This window comes from Romboutsia sp. LXY-2, assembly GCF_056171995.1.
The window spans coordinates 273,130-297,669 of the sequence record NZ_JBKFGI010000008.1 but is presented as its reverse complement, the minus strand read 5'-3'; the positions used below and the strand labels follow the sequence as shown (position 1 = coordinate 297,669).

Below are 24,540 nucleotides of genomic sequence, written 5' to 3'. Positions count from 1 at the left end.
AATAATCTTCTTCCTATTTAACAGGTAAAATAGGTATATATATTTTCCTATTTCATTACCTATTAAATGATTTCCAATATATTATTACCTTTTCTACTTAATTCACTTCCCTTTCTACCTGGCTCACAAATTATTAACTCTAAATCTTTAAGTATATTAAGTATCCCCCTTACCTCACCTTCTGTTATGCTATAGCCTAATTCATTTAGAGAACTAACGATACCATTTCTACCAATGTTTTTGTTAAGCTCGCTAGCATTTTTTAAGCATTCCATAACTAACTTTGATTTTTCTATAGATGTTTTCTCATTTAATATACTTATTTCTTTGCTATAATCTTTATCTATATCTATCAAGTTATGAGGCAAATCGTGAGCTAAAATAATATTATCATTACACATAATATCAATATACATAGCCGCATTTTTTAGTTCTCTTATATTACCCGGCCATTCATATTCATTAATAATCTCTTCAACCTCTTTACTAATCTCTCTTTTACTTTTCATAAAATACTTTAGCATAACTTCTATATCTTCTCTTCTTTCTCTTAAAGAAGGTATGCTTATAGGTAATACATTTATCCTGTAATATAAGTCTGCTCTAAACTTATCTTTTTTTATCATCTCTAATAAATCTTTATTAGTAGCTGCGATTACTCTAACATCAATATCTATTACACTTTCTCCTCCAACTCTCATTACTTGATTTTCTTGTAATACCCTAAGTAATTTAGTTTGTAAGTATATAGGCATATCCCCTATCTCATCCAAAAATATAGTTCCATTATTAGCTTGTTCAAATAAACCTTTTTTTCCTCCTCTTAGCGCTCCTGTAAAAGCACCTTCTTCATATCCAAAAAGCTCACTTTCTAGTAGATTCTCTGGCATAGCTGCACAATTTATTGCTATAAATGGCTGACTATGTCTTGGTGATGCATTATGTATAGACTGTGCCATTAATTCTTTTCCTGTTCCACTTTCTCCTGTTATAAGAACTGTATAATCAGATTTTGAAAGCTTCAATCCTAGCTCTTTTGTTTTTTCCATCTTTGGACTTACTGTTTTTATATCCTTAAAAGTATATCTAGCAACTTGTCCTTTTTCTCTCAACTTCTTTGATAGATTCTGTTCTAATTTTTTTATATATGTTATTTCTTGAACACAAAAATAATACCCTGTTACCTTTCCAAAACTTTCTATATTGTATTTATTTACATTTATATACTTATTATTAACTTTTATGACCTCATCCTGTGCTTTATCCAAACTCAAAATCATTTTAATATCTTTATTTTCTAATTCACTTACATTTTTTCCTACTATATCATCACTAATATCTAGTATATTACTTAGACTCTTATTACAAATAATTATCTTTTCTTTATCCGAAACCATTGCCATTCCTGAACTTGAAAGATTTATTATAGAATTTAGTTCATCTGACTTTATAGTAAGTTCTTTATATTTATTGTTTATTCCAGAATATAAACTAACAACTTCATCTGTATACTTAATTAATCTTTCAGTAATATCTTTATCATCTATTTTAAGTTTAGTTATTATTTGAATAAAGGTTGAGCTATCAATATATCTATGGCCTAAATCAATTTTTTCTTCAATATATTTTGGGACTAGATTAACCTCCCCAGGTGTAACAGCTACCTTAATATGCGAATAATCTTTATTAAAATCATATGGTATGAAATTTAAATGGTTAATTCCTATATTATATAAACTAGATACTGTTTCTAATATGGTATGTTCATTATCATTTACTACCAATACATCTATTCCTTCAGGTAAGGAAAATAACTTATATATCTCATTTTGCTTGATACTTCTATTTATGGTTATTATTTTTGATGCATCTTCTACATATTTTTTTATTTTTAAAGCTCTATCATCTATCATTACTAATATAATATCGCCCTTTATACAATCTTTTTCTGTTATCCTATTTAAATAATAGTTTTTTATAATAACTTTATCTTTAAATATTAACCTTAGATTTTCATTTAGAAAACACTCTAACTTAGACACCCCATCAGTTACGACCGCTATAGTTTTCATTTAGTTAGCTCCTTTTACAACGTAATATATACTCTATTTTATACTAGTTTTTTCGCTATATAAATATATACTATACTATAATGACCAATATATTGTTCTTACAACTAAAAGTGAATATTAAGTTTTCAATATAAAAATAAAATTATATTTATAAAAATATTTTTATTGTTGACATTAAATTTAATATTGTATATTATTGTTATTAATAAATTTTAAAAATAAAAAAACAAATTCTATGAAGAGAAAAAGTAAGTATTATCTTGTTCCACAGAGAGTTGGTGTTTGCTGAAAACCAATGTTCAAATTTTACTGAAAAATCATCTCTGAGAAGCAATACTGAACAGATTTTTAGTAAGTATTGCCGGCATCTTTCACCGTTAAAAGATAAGCGTATTGATAGATACGTAACTGAGCGCTACAAAAAGGTTTATTTTTTATAACTTTTTTTGTGGAATTAGGGTGGTAACGCGGATAATCCGTCCCTTGTATATTTTACAAGGGGCGGTTTTTTTATTTTTCGGAAGGGGGAATTTTAAATGGACATAGAAGGAGACATATTATGATGTAAAAAAATTTTAATTAAAAACAGGAGGATATATATGAACAATTTATCAAAAAGAGATTTATTACTTGTAGGATTAATGCTTTTTTCTTTATTCTTTGGAGCAGGAAATTTAATATTCCCACCATTTCTAGGTCAATTAGCAGGGGAAAATATGTACTTATCACTGGCATCATTTTTTATAACAGCAGTTGTTTTACCTATACTAGGTGTAGTTGCAGTTGCTAAATCTGGAGGACTTGCTAACTTATCTAAAAGAGTTAATAATAGTTTTTCAATAGTTTTTACGGTTTTAATATATTTATCAATAGGACCTTGTTTAGGTATACCTAGAGCCGGTAGTTTACCTTTTGAGATGGTAGTGTCTCCTTATTTACCAGAAAGTGTACCGAAAACATTAGCATTATTCTTATTTACATTTGTATTCTTTTCAGTAGCATACTGGCTTTCATTATCGCCAGCCAAATTAGTAGATCGTATGGGTAAAGTTTTAACACCAACTTTATTACTTTTAATATTAGTAATATTTGTAGGTTTTTTATTTAAACCACTTGGTAGTTATGCACAAGCTACAGGAGATTATGCAACTACTCCACTAGTTAAAGGATTTTTGGACGGATATTTAACTATGGACACAATAGCAGCCCTAAACTTCGGTATCGTTATAGCTACTGCAATAAAATCTAAAGGTGTAAATGATGAAAAAGCTGTCGTTTCAATATCTATAAAATCAGGACTTATAGCAGGTGCTTTATTAATAGTAATCTATTCATTACTTGCACATTTAGGAGCCTCTACTGGTTTAAGATTTGGAACAACTGAAAATGGAGCTCAGACTTTAACAAATGTTACAAATTATATATTCGGTAAGCCTGGAGCATTGTTATTAGCTGTTACATTTACTTTAGCTTGTTTAACAACTAGTGTTGGACTTATAACTTCTTGTAGTCAGTATTTCGCAACACTTACAGATAAGTTATCTTATAAATCTTTTGTTAGAATACTATCTCTTTCTAGTATGACTCTTGCTAATTTAGGATTAACTAAAATACTTGCAGTATCAGTACCTGTACTAAATGCAATATATCCAATAGCAATAATGCTTATAGTACTAGCAATGCTAGATAGCTTTTTAAAGGAAAGTTCTTTAGTTTATAAGTTTACAATATTATTTACTAGTGTAGTAAGCGTTGTTGACGCTCTAGGACAAGTAGGTGTAAAATTAGGTTATGTTTCAAACTTATTTGCTAAATTGCCTTTATACTCACAAGGATTAGGTTGGATGGTCCCTGCAATACTTGGAATGTTTTTAGGATTAGGTGTCACTTATCTAAAATCTAGTTTGAATAATAGATATGTTTTAAAAAGAGAAAACTTATAGTAAAAATATAAAAGATATAGGATTATTGATAAATTATCACTAAAAATCCTATATCTTTTGAGTATATAAATTAATTTTCATCTTTTTTATTAAGCTTATACATTTACCTTACATAACATACAGATAATATTTGAGCTACATCTACTTTAGACAATTCCATAAAATATCCTCAATGTAAGCTCCTATTTTCTCCATTAACTATAATATGGCTTTTTTGTATATTTCATATACATCTTTACCATATTTATATTCCTAATTTTTTCAGTTTTCTACCTGATAGAACTCCATATTCATCCCATCCACGTATTTTATAATACATAGATAACATATTTTCCAAATCAACAACTCTATCTTTTACTTGAGGCTCTTTCGTTAAACGATCTGGCAATGTATCTATGATATTATACTAATATCAATAATTTATCACTTAATAATTAAGTACTCGTTTTTTTAATCATATGTATTATATAGTTTTATCTATATACATATATTATTTTAAATTAGTTGTGGGACAATCAGGGTGATTTATCCATTGATTAACATATCTATTTTGTAATCTCTCTCCTCAATTGATATAATTCCTAATTCATGCTGTTGCTCTATTTTCTTTATAGCTTCAAAGTTATCTAATCTTCTTCTGTGTTGATTTAACTTTTCGTTATATTCACCTTCTGCTATAACATCCATAGCTAGTGCTGTGTCTAGCTTCTCTTTCTCTTTTCTAAACCTTTCCTCTAGTATATTTTTCTCCTGAACAATCATTTGGTCTTTTATTCTTTTTTGTATTTCTACTAACTCTTTTTCTAACTCAACCTTTCTAATCATTTTAGGGTCTAATACATTTAGTATGTCGCTTATATCTATTCCTGGCATTTCCTTAGTTTCTATTACATATTCAAGAAACTTTCTCCCTATTTGAGTACATGCAGAGTCAATTTCTGAATTTATTGAATTTATTTCTTTGTTTACCCTAGATAGATTTGCCTGCTCCATATTATTAACAGCTATCGTATTACTTATATTACTTGCTGTTTTTGATATTGAATCCTTCATTACTTTTATATTATCGAAAAATGACATTTACTATACCTCCCTATATTTTATAAATTTATGTGTTAGCTATTTTCTTTCTTTTATTTATAGTTTTTAAGCATCTAATATATTTCACATTTGATAGAACCACTATTAAGGTTAATATACATGGTAGTACGTACTCAATCATCCCTAATGAATCTGAATACATCTGTAAACATATCTTAGAATATGTAGTCTCTTCTATTATTAAAAATACTAAAACTATTAGTGATATTAAGCTACTATTTGACTTTTTCCTCACAATTTACCTGTTTCATATATAATAAATTTGAAATTTATTAATTTAAAGATCAAATTTATTATATATGAAACCGATTGAAAATAATGTCAAAATTTGTAATTGTATGCATATTTTTTGTATTATTATTATATTTAGTGTCTACTAATTCATAAATCACTAATAAATTTATCAGTAATAATTTGTATATGCATATAAATATATTTACTTATCTAATGCTTATTTTTTATAACCCTTAGTATATAAAAAACTCATATCTACTTAGATATGAGTTTTCGTGGATTTCAATGGTGGAGACGAATCGAAGCAATGATACCCGCGATTTTATTTCTATAATTAATTAGTTATTATTATCAGCTCATATTATTTATATATCTATTGTAATACAATATTTATATCTGTTTTTTCATTGACTTCTCTATATTATTTCATTTCATACTTAAATAATTCTGTATTTATTGATGGTGTATATTCAATACAATCTACACCATCCTCAACGGTTTCTAAAATTGATTCCTCTGTCAGACCACTTATATCCATAATTGTCATATATAGGAATATTTATCTGATTTTATGAACAATCCTAGATAAGCTATTCCTCAACTCACATTCATTATATCCGTTCTTGCATCTATTTTACTTTGAATATCTGTTAACTCTGATACGATACTGCAAATACTAGAATATCAATTGATTGATTTATACATTGTCAGTAAAATAACTAAAGGATATGTTTAAAAACATATCCTTTAGTTGAGCCTATAATAAAATTATAAGCTAATTATCTTTTATTTTCTATAATATTTGATATAATACTTTTACATCTTCCACATCCTGTACCTGCTGTAGTAATTTCTCCTACTTTTTCAACAGTATCTGCTCCATTTTTTACGGCTTCTACAATTGTATCTATTGTTACATTTTTACATTTACATGCATTTTTTATAAGAGTTTCTACCTCCTTAAGTTCTTCTTCATTTTCAATAACTATATCAGATATTTCTTTAAGCTCTTCAATAGTTCTAGCTCCTTGTGCTTGAGCCTTTCTAACTTGTAAATATTTACTCATTTCTAGTGACATGTCTATTTCTCCTTAATATTTAAATTTATTGTTTAATATCTTAATTCTATAATCTTATTATTAAATATAAATATATTTTATATTTATATTTAATAAATAAAATTTTAAAATTAGATATTTAAATAGCTAGTGTTTAATTGAATAGAGTATAATCTATTACTTAATACTTTCCTAAAGTTTTTATAAAATTTTTTGTTCTGTTTTATCAATTAAAACCTATTTGCTAATCTTTCAGCATTTTCAAGGCCTTCAGCGATAATTTCTTCTGCTTTATCTTTGAATTTATGATGGCCTTCAATTACTACTGTTTCTATATCTTTTACACCGAAGAATCTCATCATACTTTCTACATATTTAACAGCCATTTCTATTTCAGCTTCTGGACCTTTAGAATATACACCACCTCTTGCATTCAATAATGCAACTTTCTTATTTCCAATAAGGCCTACTGGACCATCTTGTGTATATTTAATCGTCTTACCTACACGATTTAAGTAATCAATGTACGTATGCAGTACAGCTGGGATTGTTAAATTCCATAATGGGAATCCAAACACAACTTTATCAGCTGAAAGGAATTGGTCTAAATATTTATCAGCTACTGCTAATGCTTTTGCTTCCTTTTCTGTTAGATCTAATTCTTTAGCATCTTTAAAAATGCCATTAATCAAATCTACTCCTATATATGGCAATTCTTCACTATACAAATCAAGTTCTACTACTGTATCGTCTGGGTGTGATTTTTTATAACTATCTAAAAAAGTTTCATATAATTTCACACTAACCGCCTGATTTGATGGACGATTGTTTGCTTTTACAAATAAAACTGTTGTCATTTTCTTTACTCCTATTCCTAACTGCAATGTTAAAAGTATATTTACTCATTAAAAATGGTATCCTATTGTAATTGTTATTACTATGTATTCCCCATTTCATCTATAATAAAACAAAATAGTCAATTTGATTGACTATTTTGTTTATAGTACAATATAGTTCAAACAAAGTCAACTCAATTGACTTTATTTAAGGAGGTTTTATTTATGAATCATCAAATACTTAATGAACTTGATTTTACCTCACTCTTATCATTCTCCTTTAGTTCATTGATTGATGAACTAAATAGCAGAATGAGTGAGTTAGGATTCAGAGACATCAGACCTGCCCATGGTTTTATGTTTGAATTCATAAACCCTAGCGGAGCAACAAGTATAGAAATCGCTGAACACTTAGGAATTACAAAGCAAGCTGTAAGTAAAATGGTAGATCATCTTGAGAGAAATAATTATGTAATGCGTCAATCTCATCCCACTGATAAGAGGGGTAAAATTATTACTTTGACTGAACAAGGTTTGTTAGTAATGAAATTAAAAGAGGAGGTACTAGCTGATATTGAGCAACGTTGGATTGAAAGAATAGGTACTGAACGAATGCGAATGCTTAAAGAAGATTTAACAAAATTAGTTTACGAGTCAAATAAAGATAAATTATCACTTAAATCAAGACCTGTATGGTAAATATATAGTCTCTAAAGGTATACAACTGAATATAAATCAACTGATGGAACAGACGACAAAAGTATGTAATTTCATATAAATTTAGATTGAAAAATACTCATATCCAAATAATATGAGTATTTTTCAATGGGGGAGTAGATTCACAACCACTAATCTCCATAATTTTTACACCTAGGTGGAATTCAAATGTTTCGTCCTTACTGCTATCTTATGCAATGTGACTCAGTTGATATCAGTAAATTTACCTCTTTGGTTTTTAATGTAATCTTAATTTCATCTTGCTTATATTTCGTAAATATATGGATTTACATTTTTAATTCTTTCTCTATATTCTTCTTAAAATTAGCATATCTTAAAAACAATACCTCTACTAGTATAAAGAACAAATTAGATACTTCATGGAATACTCCATTCCCATAATCTATAATCGAAGTCGCAATATATATACTCTTATTACTCATTCTAGCTATTTCATTATTTTTTAGTTTAGTGATTGATATAAATGGAATATTTTTCACTAATAATTGTTTAGCAAACTTTGTTCCTCTATCAGAATCTCCTGTCAAAGAAATTAGTATAACTAAATCATATGAATTAATATTATTTAATAGCATTCCAGTTTCACTTCCACCTTCAACTGAGTAAAAAAGCTCTCCGCAATATAAAAACATTCTCTTTAATTCTTGAGCTACACTAGCTTGTAATGCTCCTGTACCATATACGAATACTCTTCTACTTTTATATATCATTTCACATATATCAGTAAAATCTCTTTGTTTGATATCATCAATAGATGATTTCCAGCTATCACATATATTTTCTATAAATGATTCATCTATATTTTCTTCGTTTATGGTATCTTTTTCCCAGTTCAGATAAACCTTTAGCTCACTATAACCTTTCAAGGATAATTTCTGAGCAAATCGTAAAATAGTAGTTTTTGATACATTACATTTATCTGCTAATTCATAAATACTTAGGTTACAGCATTCCTTTTTATTATTATTTATATATTTCCATATATGTAAATCATTTTGAGTTAATCTATCATAGTATTTATTTATAAGTTCATCAATCTTCACACCTATCACCTCTTCTATGATAAATTATATCATTTTTAAATTTTTTAAAAAATATAATATAAAAATAAAAAATTCGCTTTGCTTGAGCGACTATGTCGTCGAATCACTTCATGTCGCCAACGTCTGCTCGGCAAGCTCACATACCGTTGCTCAAGTTTATAGCAATTGGTATTATAATTTATCCACAAACCAGATAATTTATAATACCTTAGTATATAAAAAATGAGCCTATCTCAAGGCACTGACTATTAATTAAAGAGATGAATTAATATATTCTTGAGATAGACCCATAATTTATAATATTAAATTTGTATTATTAGTTTAATTCTGGCCAAAATTCTTTATTAGCATCAATTAAGTCATCTAATATATCTTTAGCAACTTTTGCACTCGGTACTGTCCTAGACAGAGTCATTGCTTGCCATAACTTAGTATATGAACCTTCAGCCCAAGCTTCTACAGCTAACTTTTCTACAGATACTTGTTGTTCCATTAATCCTTTTTGGAATTGTGGTATTGTTCCTACTGATAGTGGCTCTGGGCCTTCGCATCCAACTAAACAAGGTATTTCAACCATAGCAGTCTTGTCAAAGTTTTCTATAGCCCCATTATTTTCAACTATCAATAACATTCTTTCTTTAGTATTGTAAGCAAGAGCTCTAGCTAAATCTACTATATATGAAGCATGCTCATCTATATGTAGGTCACACCCTTCACTTGTTCCAACTTCAGCTATTCTTCTACACTCAGTAAATACAAATTTTTCACGACTATCCATAACCATATTAGCTCTTGTATAGTTTATATCAGAATGTTCTACAACGTAGTCTGGATATAAGTAGTATTTTAAATATGTATTTGGTAAAGTAGTTGGATCTATTGCATATAAATCTTTAGCCTTCATAAACGTGTCATTCCAGCTTGCATCATTATGCTGATACATTTGAATATTTACATTATATCCATGCTCAGCTATGTGTCCTTTTAACTTAGGCATTAAATCATTTCCTGATTTATCAGTAACACTTGTCCACCATCCAAAGTGGTTTAGTCCATAGTACTTAATTATCATGTCTTTTCTTGATTCTAATCCTAATATTGTTGCCATATGACGCTCTATACCAATTGGCATATCACATATATTTAATATTTTAGAGTTTGGTCTTAATTTACGAGTAGCTTCTGCTACTATTGCTGCTGGATTTGAATAATTTAACATCCAAGCATTTGGAGAATACTTTTCCATGAAGTCTACAAGCTCAATCATAGGTCCTATAGATCTCATTCCATAAGCTATTCCTCCTGGTCCACAAGTTTCTTGACCTACAACACCATGCTTTAGAGGTATTTTTTCATCTAACTCTCTCATTGCATATTTTCCAGCTCTTATATGTGCCATTACAAAGTCTACTCCCGTAAAAGCTTCTTCTGGATCTGTACTTGCTAAAAACTCAACATGTGGTGCTCTTTCTTTTATTAAGATTTCGCATGCATTTGCAACTATATCTTGTCTTTCTTTATCATTATCATAAAACTTTATTTTACTTAAAGGAAATTTATCTAGATTATCTAATAGCATTAATACTATTCCTGGTGTATATGTACTTCCTCCACCTGCTATTAAAACTGAAAACTTTTTCATACTCATTACCTCCATTTTATAGTTTATATCTATATACTAACTTATTAACATTTCCATATTTTCTCTTACTTTAGGTACGTTAAGTCCAATTATTACTTGTATAGACTTACCGCTCTTAACTAATCCTACTGCTCCAAGTTTTTTAAATGTATCTAAATCTTTAACAAGAGTATCATCGGCTACTAATAATCTAAGCCTTGTTGCACAGTTAGATATTTCTAATATATTGTCTTTTCCACCTAAAGCTTCAATAAGTAGTAATTCTTTCTCCTTATTAAAAGACGTATTTAAAGATTGTTCTTCATTTTTAGATTTATAATCATCTTTTGTGTATAATTTAATCTCTTCATCATCATCTTCTCTACCAGGTGTTTTATAGTCAAACTTTAGTATCAAAAATTTAAATACGATATAATGTATAAATGTAAACGCTACACCTATTAATAACATCGTTAAATACATCATTTCTCTATTTTTAAACAACGGAATTATATTCATAAATATAATATTTGGAAGACCTGTTCCAAAGTTTCCTATTACACCAAATGCAAGCATTACCATTGCTAGTATTGCAGCTAATATTGAATACACTACATATAAAGCTGGTGCAACAAATAAGAATGTAAATTCTAAAGGCTCAGTTATTCCAGTCATTATAGATGTTAACGTTGCAGGTATCATCAATGCTAATACCGTTTTCTTTTTGTCCGGTTTTGCCGTTGCATAAAACGCCCAAGCTACCCCTATAACACCAAATACTTTTGCTAACTCTCCATTTGAAAATCCTCCCATAGGATATAACTCTATCAATGGTTTAGTTGATGATGCAAATTCTCCTAAATGATTCGCCCAATATGCTATAGTTCCACCTTCAACTATTACTGAATCGAATAAAACCGGAGCATATATAAAGTGATGAAGTCCTACTGGAAGTAATAACTTTTGTAGTAGTACATATGCACCTAAGCCTAATATGCCTGCATTTTTAAAGAACTCTTGTAGCCCTATCATACCAAGTTGAACTTTAGGCCATACCATTGCAACAATTAAAGCAACAGGAATCATTACAAAGAAACCTAGCATAACTACAAACGCAGAACCTTTAAATGCACCTAGATAATCTGGGAGTTCTATATCATAGAATTTATTATGTAAAAATACTACTATACCCGAAATTAAAATTGCTCCCATCATTCCTGTGTCTAAAGTTTTTATACCTGCTATCATTGCAAGTCCACTTGTGCCTCCAACTTCTGATGAAAAATCTATTCCAAATTGTGGCCCAAACTCTAATAATAAAGCACTTAAGAAATAATTAAATGTTAAGTAAATTACAAAAGCTTCCATACATGCACGAGCATTTTGTTTTTTAGCCAAGCTTATAGGAAGTGCTATTGCAAATAAAAGAGGTAGTTGTCTAAATACAGTCCAAGAACCCTCCTCTATCATAAACCAAACTTTATACCAAATTGTACTTGAATCTGCTATAGATCCCATAATTTGAGGATTTTTAAATATCGACGCTAATCCTACCATTATACCTGCAAATGCAAATAACAATACAGGCGTAAACATTGCTCCACCAAATCTTTGAATTTTTTGTTTCATAATATAGCTCCCTGATTTTATTTTTTATTTTATTTCAACCCTATTTATCCTCATTTTAACTTTTTATACAATTGTATACAACAATTTACTATCATTTAGGTACATGGTTTTTTTATAGAAATTTGTCACATTTTCTGTTATTTATCCCATGAAAATTGAATAAATATAAAAAATAACCTCCTTTGTTTAGGAAGTTATTTTTTATATTTATTTAAGCTGTTTTATTATTTTATCTAAATCAGTTTTATTACCTTTAGATTTTATATCTTTATTAGCCAAAGGATTAACTTTACCAAAGTTTTTCTCTATAAATTGCATATCTTTTTCATCAACTATACCGTCTTGATTTAAATCAGCTTCTACTTCCTGAGTATTAGTAAAGTTTTGGCCATATACTTTTTGAATAAGCTCTGCATCTCTTATATCTATAACATCATCACTATTAACATCTCCTGCTAATCCATAATAACCATATTCATTATCCACCGTAGAATGTTTTGAATATAATTCTCCATTTATTTCTTTTCCTGTATTTACCAATATCTTAGTTGGGAAATGTCCTGGTATATCAGTTAATATTTGTACATAGTCTCCTATTGGTAAACCTTTTACCTTATATGTCATATAGCCATTTCTGTCATTTTCTTCGAACACAGCTTTATATTCATTATCATTGCTATCTTTTACAGTTATATTGACTTTATGAGTCTTTGCATTTAATTTGCCAGCATCTATTAATGCTTCCCCGCTAGCTTTCGCATCTAAACTCGATTTAGTTATAGTAAATATTTCTGAATCTAAGAAGTAGCAATTAGTATTAGTATTATTTGCATCTTTAAAGTTTACAGTTTTATATGATATAACATTAGCTGGAATAGCTGAATTACTATCATCTACAAACTTAAATTCTATATCCATTAAGTCTATATCATCATTTAACTTAGCATTAGCATCTTTAGCTTCTATAGCTACATCTATTTCATATTTTCCATTTGACTCTTTTATTGTATGATTTATATTAAAATTGTCTTTAACTTCATCACTTAATTTTATATCTTCTAGTTCAAATTCTTTTTCTAAGAATAATTTAAAGTTACCACTTGTAAAATCTTTAGCATTATTAAGTTTTACATTGTATGTGTTAGTATCATTTAATTTCATAGTGTCTTTATCATAAGTTGAATCTACAAATGTTCTTCCTTCTTCAACAAATAATAAATGCCTATCTCCTCTATACCCTACTCTATGATCTTTAGAATGTGCCATATCATAGCTTCTTAAAGATAACTTAACTTTGCCATCTTTTCCAAAGTCATCCTTAGTTACACCTATTTTATAGCTACCATCTTTTTGTACTGTAAATTGCATCATACTAATGAACCAGTCATCAGTATACCCCATTATTTCATTATCAGATTGCGATACTTCTCTATCATGAAAATTAAAATGCCCTTCTCCATTATTCTTTAAATAATCTATAGTAGAATCATATAATTTACCTTTTAGCCATATAGCATCATAAACTTGACCATTAACTGCGGTTTCTTCTTTATACATAGAGTCATTTACTTCTATTATCTGAGGTTTATCTTCTATAGTATTGCCATTTATATGCATATTATTTTCAACAGGTGTATTTTCTATAAGGAAACTATCTGTTTTACTATAATACTTTCCATTAAAGTCTTCAGCTATAAATTCTAATTCATATAACCCTTCCTTTAAATCCTTTTTGTATGGTTTGAACTCCCCATCTTCATATGGGTATACTGTCGTACTAGGACCTAGCAGCATTTGTAAAAATATATCTCTTTCATAACTTGCCCCTTCTAATTCTACAGTACCAGCATATCCTAATATCTCTTTAGTTTGTTTATCTTTTACTATAGTATGTAAATCTTTCATTTCACCATTTAATTTGGCTTTTGCATGTAGACCCGCAGTTCTTTCAGGCATAAATATATTAACTCTGTCATTACTTATACTTTTTCTATCTATATTTATATACTCAATACCTGCCTTGCTTACCTTTATACTAAATGGTATCTGATAATCTTGCTGTTCATTACTATTATTTTTTAAGTTTATATATCCTTGATACAATCCAGTTTCAGCACTTTGTGGTACTGTTAGTGCTAAATTTATAGGTATTTCTGTATTTTTATCTACTACAACATTTTGACGCACATCCATTTTGACTCCATTTTTTACTGCATCTTTACCACCATGACTTTCACTAGCAGATACATACTCTACAGAGACATCAAATGTAACTTCTTTATCTGTATCATTTTTTATTATTAATTGATTTTGAACTCTATTATTTTTATGATCAAGTGCTACTTTTCCAAATGATATAGAACCTGTTTCATGATTTAATGTGTTGCTTTCAACTATAGTACTTCCTTCATTTCTTATACTTATTCCTGATTTAACTGCTTGATATGCATCTATTCTACCTGCTCCAACTTCATTTACTCCATAATCTTTAGCTAAATCATCTGATGTATTCATTAGAGCTACTTTAACATCAAATGGATCAAATTCCTCATTTTTATCAAGTATAAGTGCAGCAAGACCTGCAACATGAGGAGATGCCATACTTGTTCCACTTATTCTTCCATATGCACCTGAATAATCTACTTCTTCTCCCTTATTACCCATATATTCTGGATAAGTAGATAGTATAGATACTCCTGGTGCTGTAACATCTGGTTTTATTTCATTACTATCAGGTACTGGGCCTCTCGAGCTAAAGTCTGCTAATAAATCTTTTTCTGTTTTAACTACTCCATTTTGTTTAAATGTAAGCTGTAGACTACTATTTTCTTGTAATTTATTTTTTAGTACCTCGCCCTCAGCCTTAGTTAAAGCTAAACTGTTTACATAGTCATTATTTTCTCCTATATAATAAGGTATTTCACCATCTACATTGTTATATATTATAGCTAGTTCTGCACCAGCTGTTTTAGCGTTTACAAGTTTATCGTGGAAAGATATTTCTCCTCTTTGTATGAATACTACCTTACCTTTAACATCTTTATTTTCAAAGTCAGCAGTTTTACCTAGCCCACAATCTACTATATCTAATGTTTTTCCATTTATGTTTACTATATCACTCTCGTATCTTCTTGAGAAAGTTTTACCATCTAAATCTATACCTTCTGAATCTATATCAAATAGTGGTAGAGTTATAGCTGTTGTACTTGCACCTACACTTATAGATAATGCACTAGCTGCTGGCGTACCTACTGTTGATATATTAGGTCCTGAATTACCATTTGATAGTACAGTTACTACTCCAGAGAACATTGCATTGTTACAAGCTATACTAAGTGGATCATTAACATTAGCACCACTTGACCCAAGAGATAAGTTTATTACATCTAACCCTTTTTCTGTCGCAAGTTCTATACCTTGTATTATATCTGCTGTACTACCTCTACCATATGGTCCAAGCACTCTATATACATAAAGGTCTGCATCTGGTGCTACCCCCTTTACTGCAAACTCACTTGTTTCATTTTTTTGAGTTGCTGCTACTGTTCCTGATACATGTGTACCATGAGATGTATAATATGCATTTCCACTTGAACTAAATTCTGGTTGTCCACTAGCTTTCCAATCTTCATAAGTAGTCTCCATAGGTTTGTCATCTTCATCTATACAATCCCATCCACCTTTATAATTGTCTTTTAAATCAGGATGATTATAATCTATTCCTGTGTCTAATACCCCTACCTTTATTCCTTTACCTGTTATACCTTCTTTATGTAATTTATCAACACCTATATCATTTAAACTATCTAACATATATGTATCTGGTGTCATTTTATTATTTGTTTCTTTAGGTATCTCTAATTGTAGTATCTCATTATTGTATATTGCTTTTACCTCATCTGATTCTAATAATTTTTCTACATCTTTACCAGGTATTGTGACTTCTACACCATTAAATACTTGATAAAATTCTTCCCCCAAAAGTATATTATCATTATTTGAAAAAGCTTTTGATTTTTTTAAATTAGTTATATGCTCTTTGAATTTTGTATGACTCGACTTTACCTTTTTATCAGCAGTAGACTTGTCCAATTTATTGATATTATGTTTAGATGTTAATACTGACATAGGTGCTTCTTTGAATTCAACTAATATACTTACTAACTCGTCTGTTTTTACATTTATTTTTGTATCTATCTTATTTTCTTTTATTTGATTAGTGTTTGCACTTATAAGATTTGATTGTTTTAGATCTTTCATAATGTCATCATTGTTATTTGCACTTATTACTGATGTTGATGTTATAATCATACCCAAACCCATTATAGTCGCTAAAAATTTTCTTAACCCTTTATTCATACTTTATCCCCCCTATTCATCCTTGAAGATTTATCTTTAAAAGTATATATAAACATATTTCTATTTGTAGATAATAGTACATGTTCTCCTCAAGAATCCTATTAATACACTACAGTAATTTAATTGGCTATATTACTAGCAAACTTAGATTCTGCTTGATCTATAATATTTTTCTACCCCTATCCACCCCCTTTTATTTATTACAAGCATACTTTGGGTCCGCGGTATGGAATATAGGAGTTGAATGAATAAAATATACTGGTCCTATTGTATTAACATTTATCCCATAGTTGGCGTAACTACTCTATTTCTAAGTTTTAAGTTTCCTAGATTTCCTGATGATAGTATATTTTAATATTTCACTATCATTACCCCATTTTCCGTTGGTAATTATTTGACAATTACTTGTTATCAATAAATATAGCATTGATTTTTTATAATTGATATGTTACTCTGTTTTAAAAATATGGTTAATTATTGTTGCCGTATAACAAAGGAGGTGTATTATTTTGAATTCAATTACTTTAGACTACATTCTCAATCATATTATTGACTATTCGCCACATATAATTGCAAAAAAAAATACTGTATGAGCATTCGACGATATTGAGTTAATAATGAAAACTCAAAAATCATTTTCACATTCCATATTATACATAGGCTTTACATCAGATATATGCAATATATTATCTACAATAAATAACTGTACTCTTCTTCTTATTAAAGATAAAGATATTTTATATTCTGACTTAAACAACAATGTCACAATTATTGAATTTTATGATGATAATGAGTTAGAGATAATTTATAATATCATTAAAAAATTATTTTTGAAACATCATAAATACCTTAACAACTCATATACTTTGTTGTCATCATTAGTTCATGGAGTTGATATTGATAAAATTGTTAATCTAGCATCACAAATAATTCAAAACCCAATTATTGTCATGAATCGATCATATAAATTGATATCTTTTTCTACTTCGTTTGAAGTAAAAGATACGCTTTGGAATGAAAATATTCAGCGTGGCTACTGCACATATGAATATATATCTGCATTAAATAAGTTAGATGACTTTGTAAATGCTCCTATTGATGATACTCCATTTATAGCTAAATGCTTCACTAGCCCTATTAGAAGAATGGCCTCAAAACTTTACTTTAATAATAAATATCTAGGACTTGCTGTTTGCTTAGAATCTAACAGTTCCTTTGATAATATAGATACTGATTTTTTTAGACTCTTCAGTAAGACTTTAGCTAAAGAAATTGTATTAAATAAAGACTTGAACTACTATTGTGAAAAAACTTACGACTCCATATTTAGTGATTTACTTGATGGTTCAGTAACTAATCGACTTGCTTTTTCTAATAGAATTAAAGGTGCTCCCTTTGAACTAAACTCTAACTTCAAAGTGCTAATAATTAATTTAAATAACTATAAAAACTACAATTATAGCTCCGAAAGTTTAAAAGTATCTTTGCATAACATATTACCTTGTTTATACTTTTATTATTATAAACAAAATTTAGTTGTTCTTATAAACATGAACGATAAATATATTATTTCTCAAGATAAAATAAAAATGTTACAGGATTTTTCATTACAGAATGATGTAACTATAGGAATTAGTGATACCTTTACTGATTTATTTAATCTAAACATATATTATCATCAAGCAAATGCTGCACTTCATTTTTCTTCAAAATTTTATGAATTAGAGCATTTAGCCCATTATGATAATTATAAGCATTATGATTTAATTTCTTCTGTATCTGATCAAAGTAATTTGATGAATTATTGTAGTTCATCTGTTATGTGTATTAAAATGTATGATAATAAATATGGTACTGACTATTTAAGTACTTTATTTGAATATCTTAATAACAGCAAAAGTATAAATGCTACTTCCCAAAAATTATTTTTACATAAAAATACAATTTCTTATAGAATAAATAAAATTAAATCTTTATTTGATATTGATTTTGAAAACACTAAAAATAACTTTAAAATTTATTATTCTTGCTTGATATTGAAATATATAGAAAATACTCAAAACGAACCTTTGCTTAATACATCTAAATATACTGATAGTATATAGATAAAGACACATAATAAAAATTTTAAGCCAACAGTATCAATAATTTAATTTTATATAAACGAAAAAGAGATATTGATTAACATATCAATATCTCTTTTCATGGATTTCAATGATGAGTATTTTACTAATTTCAACTTATTTAAATTTATTTTCAGAATAATTATATTGTTTATAAATAATATATATTATTTGTCTATTTTTATTACTTCTTCCCCTGCATCTACATTTCCATTTGCTATGATATCAATATTTTTCAACTCATTTGAATTAGTTATAACAATGGGTGTTATTACTGTTTTAGCATTTTTCTCTACTTTATCTATGTCAAATCTAATAAGCTCTTGGCCACATTTAACAGTACTCCCTGTATCTACAAAAGCTTCAAATCCATCCCCATTCATTTTTACAGTATCTATTCCTATGTGTATCAATACTTCTACACCATCATTACTTTTTATGCCTATAGCATGCTTTGATGGCATAAATAACTGAATAACTTCACCATCTACAGGCGAATATATAGTTCCCTCTTCTGGAATCATTGCAATCCCTTCACCTAAAAGTTTTTGTGCAAAAACATCATCAGGTACTTCTTCTAAACTTAATACTTTACCTTTTATTGGTGATTTTACAATTATACTATCAGTTGATCTTTTAACTTTTTCTTCTTTATTCATTTGAAATAATTTCTTAAACATTTTATTCATCTCCAGATTATTATAATGATTAATTATCTAAGTATGTCTTTTTAAATAATTTATTTTTCTATATATGTATTTTGGTTATCGAGAAATTTTTCCTATACCATTATTCATAAAACTCTCAATATCTTCTAATGAGACTAAGTTGGCATCTCCATATATACTATGTTTTAACACTGAAGCTGAAGCTGCAAACTCAGCTATATATTCAGTCTCTTTCTTAGTTACTATTCCATATAGTATACCCGCGGTAAGTGCATCTCCACCTCCGACTCTGTCAACTATATCATCTATTTGATATGTCTTAGACTTATATAAGTTTCCTTCAGTGTAGTAAATACATTGTAATGAATTTACACATACAGATTTTATTTCTCTTATTGATGAGAATATATATTTTATATTTGGATATTTACTACTTATCTCATTATAATAGTAATTTAATTTTTCATACCTATCTTGGTATTCACAGTTCATGTTAAGTATATTTTCTGCATCTAATATACCTGCCGAAAATATATTTATATATGGTAGTATTTCTAAAGTAGCTTTACTAGCTTCCTCTAGAGACCATAGCTTTGAACGATAATTAGAGTCATAACTTACCATTATATTATTTTCTTTACAGTGTTTTAGAATTTTAATTGTTAATTCTCTTAACTCCTTAGATAATGCTAACGTCACCCCTGAAAAGTGGAATATATCTGCATCTTCTAGAGCTTTTTCTATATCTATATCATCAATTTTCATATTACTAAATGCAGAATTTTCCCTATCATATATTACTTTAGAAGTTCTATTTCCGCTACCAACTTCTAAAAAATATATCCCTGTTCTTTTATCACTCTTAGATATTAAATCTGTATTTACCTTATGATAATTTAGATATTTTATTATACTTTCACCAATATCATTATTTGATACTTTTGTTAGCATTTTTGTTTCTATATTAAATTTAGATAATGATATTAATACGTTAGCTTCTCCACCGCCATAATGTACATCAAGGTTATTTGTATTAGAAATCATAATTCCTTTTTTTGTACATAGCCTAAGCATTATTTCTCCTAAACCAACTACTTTCACTTTTTAACCTCTTACTTCATTAAGTTTTTCTATATACTTATTACATATTGATGTTATTTCTTCAAACTTACCTTCTTCACCTAAGTTATTCAGTTCTCCACCGATTCCAACTAGGTCTGTTCCTGACCTTATCCAAGATTCTAAATTATCTAAATTTACTCCACCAGTCACCATAATATTTGTATGTGGTAATGGTCCTTTTATTGATTTTATAAATCCTTTATTAAATACTCCCCCTGGGAATAGTTTTATTATGTCTGCTCCACTTTCATGAGCTAGCATTATTTCATTTATAGTCATTACTCCTGGGATATATGGTATTTTATATCTATTACAAAGCTTTGCGGTTTCCTCGCTAAACGAAGGTGATACTATGTATTCAGCCCCTTGTAATATAGCTATTCTTGCTGTTTCAGCATCTAGTACTGTTCCTGCACCTATTACTACATCATCACAGTCTTTATATTCTTCAGATAGTTCAAGTATAATATCGTTCGCAAATTTGTTAGTGTAAGTTATTTCTATTGCTTTTACTCCACCATTTATACATGCTTTAGATATATTTACACCTGTTTCTTTCGTAGTTCCACGTACTACTGCAACTACCCCACAATCTTGTAGTGATTTCAATACTTGTAATTTTTTCATATAAGCCACCTCTGATTACCTATTTTATTTCATATAGCCACCTTGCATTGGGTCTACTGCATTTTTAGAAAAAATACTTAATATTCCTGATTTATATTTATCCTCTTTAGGAGTCCATAATTTTCTACGCTCATTAAATATTTTAGTTACTTCTTCCTTGCTTAACTCTACTCCACTTATTCCAATCACTTCTAATTGCCTATTTTCTATATCTATCTTAATTAAATCATCATCTTCAACTAATGCAATTGGGCCTCCTACTGCTGCCTCAGGTGATATATGCCCTATTGCAGGTCCTCTTGATGCCCCTGAGAATCTTCCATCTGTCAGCAATGCAATTGTAGATGATAGTTCTTTATCGGATGAAATTGCTTCTGTTGTATAAAACATTTCTGGCATTCCACTTCCTTTCGGACCTTCATACCTTATTATCACAGCACTACCTGGCTTTATTTTTTTAGTAAGAATTGCATCTATTGCTTCTTCTTCACTGTCAAATACTTTAGCCTTAAGCAATGCTTTATGCATCTCTTTAGGAACAGCAGAGTGTTTTACAACCGCACCTTTAGGAGCTAAGTTTCCTTCAAGTATTGCTATTGCACCATTTTCACCTATAGGATCTTTAGATGAGCGTATTATATCTTCTCTTTCTAATCCTATTTTTTCTAGGTATTTATTACATTTATCATAATATCCGTCTGTCTTTAAATCTTCTAGATTCTCTCCTAATGTTTTACCCGTTACCGTAAGAACGTCTAAATGTAGAAGATGCTTGATTTCCTCCATAATAGCAGGTACTCCACCAGCATAATAGAAAAACTGAGCTGGCCATTTTCCTGTTGGTCTTATATTAAGTAAATATGGAACTTTTCTGTGTATAGTATCAAATTCACGTGCATCAAGTTCTATATTAAACTCCTTGGCAATTGCAGGTATATGAAGTAGTGAATTAGTAGATCCAGATATGGCTGCATGAATCATGATAGCATTTTCAAAAGATTTTTTAGTTATCATATCTCTAGGTTTTAGTCCTAATTTAGCTAATTTAACAATTTGTTTTCCTGCATCTTCCGAAATCTTATGCAAATCGTCGCACATAGCTGGCATTAAAGAGCTACCAGGTAGCATTAGACCTAAAGCTTCAGCCATTATTTGCATAGTAGACGCAGTTCCCATAAATGAACAAGCTCCACAAGAAGGGCATGCATTGTGTTTGTAATATGTTAATTTTTCTTCTGTTATCTCATTTCTTTGATACATAGCACTATACTTACCTATTTGCTCTAAAGTAAGTAAATCAGGCCCTGCATCCATAACTCCACCAGTTACTACTATGGATGGTATATTTATTCTACCTATTGCCATTAAGTGTGCAGGTACCCCTTTATCACAACTAGAAATGAATACTCCTGCATCAAAAGGTGTTGCATTTGCATGTATTTCTATTAGTGATGCTAGTATATCTCTTGATACTAATGAATAGTTTATTCCATCATGTCCTTGAGCTTGTCCATCACATATATCAGTTGCAAAAAATTTAGAACCTTTTCCACCTTGATTAGTTATACCATCAACAGCCTTTTTAACTAATTTATCAAGTTGTGCACTTCCTGGATGGCTATCTCCAAATGTACTTTCCACTATTATTTGAGGCTTGGATAAATCTTCTACGCTCCACCCCATACCGATTCTAAGAGGATCCATTTCTGGAGCTATTTTTCTTATTTTTTGACTAATCATATCTTCTCCCCCCTAATAATATATTTCTTGATTTTATAAGTAAAACTATACCTATTTGACATTTATAAAGTCGCTTAAATTTATATTTCAAAAGGTATAGTTTTCTACTTATTAGTTGTTATAAATTATACTAGCTCTGGCCAATATTCTTTATTTGCTTCTACTAAATCATCTAGTATGTCTTTAGCTACCCTAGCACTTGGTATAGTTTTTGAAAGAGTTAAGGCTTGCCATAATTTTTGGTAGCTTCCCTCTATCCAAGATTGTACGACCAACTTCTCCACAGAAACTTGTTGTTCCATTAACCCTTTTTCAAACTGTGGTATACTTCCTTGTACTAAAGCTTGTGCTCCATTACTTCCAACTAAACAAGGTACTTCTACCATTGCCGTAGGGTCAAAGTTTTCTATAGCTCCTTTGTTTTCTACTATACATAACATTCTTTCGTTAGTGTTGTAAGCTATAGCTCTTGCTAAGTCAACTATAAATGATGCATGAGAATCTATATGGAATTTGGAACCTTTTGATGTACCTAATTTTATTATTTCTCTTGCTGCATCAAATACAGTCTTTTCTCTTCCATTCATTACTTCATTTGCACGAGTAAGCTCTTTGTTTGAAGTTTCAACAACATAATCTGGATATAAGTAATATTTTAAATATGTATTTGGTAAAAAGTTTGGATCTAGTTTTATTAAATCTTTTGCTTTTCTATGAGTATCTTGCCAGCTTGGATCTGTATGTTGGGTATCTACTTCTATTTGATTTAAGTATCCATTTTCAGATATATATTCTCTAAGCTTTGGCATTAAATCATTTCCTTGCTTATCCTTAACACTAGTCCACCATCCAAAGTGATTTAAACCAAAGTAATTTACTTCTAAGTCATTAGGTTTTAGTCCTACTATTTGAGACATACGACGAAGTGTACCTACTGGCATATCACATATATTTAATATTTTAGAGTTTGGTCTTAGTATACGACAAGCTTCTGCAACTATCGCTGCTGGATTTGAGTAGTTTAGCATCCAACATTCAGGAGAATATTTTTCCATCATATCTATTAACTCAATCATTGGGCCAATTGATCTCATTCCATATGCTATCCCCCCTGGTCCACATGTTTCTTGACCAACAACGCCATGTTTTAGAGGTATTTTTTCATCCTTTTCACGCATTTCATACTTACCTACACGTATATGAGCCATGCAGAAATCTACATCCGTAAATGCCTCTTTAGGATCTGTTGTATATGTAAATTCTACTTCTGGAGCATTTTCTCTTAGTAATATATCTAAAGCTTCGCCGATAACATCTTGGCGTTCTTTGTCATTATCATATAATTTTAATTTTCTAAGTGGAAATCTATCAGCGTTGTCTAGTAACATCATTACTATACCTGGTGTAAATGTACTTCCACCTCCTGCTATAACAACTGAAAATTTCTTATTTGAGTTCATAATTTATTTCCCTTTCTATTATTACAATATATATTTCCCCATATTTGAGATGATTTGTTCTGCTTCTTAATGTGATTATATATTAGTCAATTTTTGTAGTAAATATTTTGAAAGCTTTAAAATACAGGTTACCTCAAATGGAAACATGTTACCTAATATTTTTATA

Annotated in this window: 18 protein-coding genes and 1 other annotated feature; of the genes, 3 read left to right on the top strand and 15 right to left on the bottom strand. The window is 29.1% G+C overall.

All coding sequences use genetic code 11. The annotated features are described in order from the left end of the window. Positions 1-62 precede the first annotated feature (62 nt). Positions 63-2,072 (bottom strand): sigma-54 interaction domain-containing protein, encoded by a 2,010-nt coding sequence (locus tag ACI48P_RS15090; RefSeq protein WP_475217128.1) that lies wholly within the window; start codon positions 2,070-2,072, stop codon positions 63-65. A gap of 226 nt (positions 2,073-2,298) precedes the next feature. Then, positions 2,299-2,559 (top strand) — a binding site (T-box leader). A gap of 112 nt (positions 2,560-2,671) precedes the next feature. Between ACI48P_RS15090 and brnQ the strand changes: the two genes are divergently transcribed. Beyond that, positions 2,672-4,015, top strand: a complete 1,344-nt coding sequence (gene brnQ / locus ACI48P_RS15085) for a branched-chain amino acid transport system II carrier protein (protein ID WP_475217126.1) — start codon at positions 2,672-2,674, stop codon at positions 4,013-4,015. A gap of 244 nt (positions 4,016-4,259) precedes the next feature. On the opposite strand, the gene ACI48P_RS15080 is transcribed toward brnQ, so the two are convergent. The 5 genes from ACI48P_RS15080 to ACI48P_RS15060 form a co-directional block, all read right to left on the bottom strand. After that, positions 4,260-4,403: an aldehyde ferredoxin oxidoreductase C-terminal domain-containing protein gene (locus ACI48P_RS15080; RefSeq protein ID WP_475217124.1), complete on the bottom strand. Its 144-nt coding sequence runs from the start codon at positions 4,401-4,403 to the stop codon at positions 4,260-4,262. A gap of 137 nt (positions 4,404-4,540) precedes the next feature. Beyond that, the gene (locus tag ACI48P_RS15075; RefSeq protein WP_475217122.1) at positions 4,541-5,095 is read right to left on the bottom strand and encodes a hypothetical protein; all 555 of its coding nucleotides are present in this window, start codon (positions 5,093-5,095) and stop codon (positions 4,541-4,543) included. A gap of 28 nt (positions 5,096-5,123) precedes the next feature. Next, the gene (locus ACI48P_RS15070; RefSeq protein ID WP_475217120.1) at positions 5,124-5,351 is read right to left on the bottom strand and encodes a hypothetical protein; all 228 of its coding nucleotides are present in this window, start codon (positions 5,349-5,351) and stop codon (positions 5,124-5,126) included. A 778-nt stretch (positions 5,352-6,129) separates the two neighbouring features. Continuing rightward, complete coding sequence (locus ACI48P_RS15065; protein WP_475217118.1) at positions 6,130-6,429, bottom strand: (2Fe-2S)-binding protein; 300 nt, start codon at positions 6,427-6,429, stop codon at positions 6,130-6,132. A 209-nt stretch (positions 6,430-6,638) separates the two neighbouring features. Next, complete coding sequence (locus tag ACI48P_RS15060; RefSeq protein ID WP_475217116.1) at positions 6,639-7,265, bottom strand: FMN-dependent NADH-azoreductase; 627 nt, start codon at positions 7,263-7,265, stop codon at positions 6,639-6,641. Positions 7,266-7,469: 204 nt separating this feature from the next. Here ACI48P_RS15060 and ACI48P_RS15055 point away from each other — a divergent pair, with 204 nt between their 5' ends. After that, positions 7,470-7,943: a MarR family winged helix-turn-helix transcriptional regulator gene (locus ACI48P_RS15055; RefSeq protein WP_475217114.1), complete on the top strand. Its 474-nt coding sequence runs from the start codon at positions 7,470-7,472 to the stop codon at positions 7,941-7,943. A 305-nt stretch (positions 7,944-8,248) separates the two neighbouring features. Here the strand turns inward: ACI48P_RS15055 and ACI48P_RS15050 are convergent, their stop codons facing one another. From ACI48P_RS15050 to ACI48P_RS15035, 4 genes are all read right to left on the bottom strand, one after another. Further along, on the bottom strand, positions 8,249-9,025 hold the full coding sequence (locus tag ACI48P_RS15050; protein WP_475217112.1) for a MurR/RpiR family transcriptional regulator: 777 nt from the start codon (positions 9,023-9,025) through the stop codon (positions 8,249-8,251). 316 nt (positions 9,026-9,341) lie between these two features. Continuing rightward, complete coding sequence (locus tag ACI48P_RS15045) at positions 9,342-10,667, bottom strand: 6-phospho-alpha-glucosidase (protein ID WP_475217110.1); 1,326 nt, start codon at positions 10,665-10,667, stop codon at positions 9,342-9,344. Positions 10,668-10,703: 36 nt separating this feature from the next. Continuing rightward, complete coding sequence (locus ACI48P_RS15040) at positions 10,704-12,275, bottom strand: alpha-glucoside-specific PTS transporter subunit IIBC (RefSeq protein ID WP_475217108.1); 1,572 nt, start codon at positions 12,273-12,275, stop codon at positions 10,704-10,706. Between the two features lie 207 nt (positions 12,276-12,482). Beyond that, on the bottom strand, positions 12,483-16,634 hold the full coding sequence (locus ACI48P_RS15035; protein ID WP_475217106.1) for a S8 family serine peptidase: 4,152 nt from the start codon (positions 16,632-16,634) through the stop codon (positions 12,483-12,485). Between the two features lie 617 nt (positions 16,635-17,251). On the opposite strand from ACI48P_RS15035, the gene ACI48P_RS15030 reads away from it, so the two are divergent. Continuing rightward, positions 17,252-18,739, top strand: coding sequence for a PucR family transcriptional regulator (locus tag ACI48P_RS15030; protein WP_475217104.1), 1,488 nt, complete (start codon positions 17,252-17,254; stop codon positions 18,737-18,739). A gap of 185 nt (positions 18,740-18,924) precedes the next feature. On the opposite strand, the gene ACI48P_RS15025 is transcribed toward ACI48P_RS15030, so the two are convergent. The 5 genes from ACI48P_RS15025 to ACI48P_RS15005 form a co-directional block, all read right to left on the bottom strand. After that, a complete protein-coding gene (locus ACI48P_RS15025; RefSeq protein WP_475217102.1) occupies positions 18,925-19,437 on the bottom strand; it encodes a PTS sugar transporter subunit IIA in 513 nt (170 codons plus the stop codon). A gap of 84 nt (positions 19,438-19,521) precedes the next feature. Beyond that, positions 19,522-20,526 (bottom strand): PfkB family carbohydrate kinase, encoded by a 1,005-nt coding sequence (locus tag ACI48P_RS15020; protein WP_475217100.1) that lies wholly within the window; start codon positions 20,524-20,526, stop codon positions 19,522-19,524. Between the two features lie 3 nt (positions 20,527-20,529). Then, on the bottom strand, positions 20,530-21,174 hold the full coding sequence (locus ACI48P_RS15015; RefSeq protein ID WP_475217098.1) for a bifunctional 2-keto-4-hydroxyglutarate aldolase/2-keto-3-deoxy-6-phosphogluconate aldolase: 645 nt from the start codon (positions 21,172-21,174) through the stop codon (positions 20,530-20,532). 24 nt (positions 21,175-21,198) lie between these two features. Further along, positions 21,199-22,914 carry a dihydroxy-acid dehydratase gene (gene ilvD / locus ACI48P_RS15010; RefSeq protein ID WP_475217096.1) on the bottom strand — a complete coding sequence of 572 codons (1,716 nt, stop codon included), beginning with the start codon at positions 22,912-22,914 and terminating at the stop codon, positions 21,199-21,201. A gap of 125 nt (positions 22,915-23,039) precedes the next feature. Then, a complete protein-coding gene (locus tag ACI48P_RS15005) occupies positions 23,040-24,374 on the bottom strand; it encodes a 6-phospho-alpha-glucosidase (RefSeq protein WP_475217094.1) in 1,335 nt (444 codons plus the stop codon). Positions 24,375-24,540 lie beyond the last annotated feature (166 nt).

Bases quoted from the DNA above. Each gene is read 5' to 3' on its own strand.
- ACI48P_RS15090 (WP_475217128.1), bottom strand. From the start codon at position 2,072: ATGAAAACTATAGCGGTCGTAACTGATGGGGTGTCTAAGTTAGAGTGT.
- brnQ (WP_475217126.1), top strand. From the start codon at position 2,672: ATGAACAATTTATCAAAAAGAGATTTATTACTTGTAGGATTAATGCTT.
- ACI48P_RS15075 (WP_475217122.1), bottom strand. From the start codon at position 5,095: ATGTCATTTTTCGATAATATAAAAGTAATGAAGGATTCAATATCAAAA.
- ACI48P_RS15065 (WP_475217118.1), bottom strand. From the start codon at position 6,429: ATGTCACTAGAAATGAGTAAATATTTACAAGTTAGAAAGGCTCAAGCA.
- ACI48P_RS15060 (WP_475217116.1), bottom strand. From the start codon at position 7,265: ATGACAACAGTTTTATTTGTAAAAGCAAACAATCGTCCATCAAATCAG.
- ACI48P_RS15055 (WP_475217114.1), top strand. From the start codon at position 7,470: ATGAATCATCAAATACTTAATGAACTTGATTTTACCTCACTCTTATCA.
- ACI48P_RS15045 (WP_475217110.1), bottom strand. From the start codon at position 10,667: ATGAAAAAGTTTTCAGTTTTAATAGCAGGTGGAGGAAGTACATATACA.
- ACI48P_RS15040 (WP_475217108.1), bottom strand. From the start codon at position 12,275: ATGAAACAAAAAATTCAAAGATTTGGTGGAGCAATGTTTACGCCTGTA.
- ACI48P_RS15035 (WP_475217106.1), bottom strand. From the start codon at position 16,634: ATGAATAAAGGGTTAAGAAAATTTTTAGCGACTATAATGGGTTTGGGT.
- ACI48P_RS15030 (WP_475217104.1), top strand. From the start codon at position 17,252: ATGAAAACTCAAAAATCATTTTCACATTCCATATTATACATAGGCTTT.
- ACI48P_RS15025 (WP_475217102.1), bottom strand. From the start codon at position 19,437: ATGTTTAAGAAATTATTTCAAATGAATAAAGAAGAAAAAGTTAAAAGA.
- ACI48P_RS15015 (WP_475217098.1), bottom strand. From the start codon at position 21,174: ATGAAAAAATTACAAGTATTGAAATCACTACAAGATTGTGGGGTAGTT.
- ilvD (WP_475217096.1), bottom strand. From the start codon at position 22,914: ATGATTAGTCAAAAAATAAGAAAAATAGCTCCAGAAATGGATCCTCTT.
- ACI48P_RS15005 (WP_475217094.1), bottom strand. From the start codon at position 24,374: ATGAACTCAAATAAGAAATTTTCAGTTGTTATAGCAGGAGGTGGAAGT.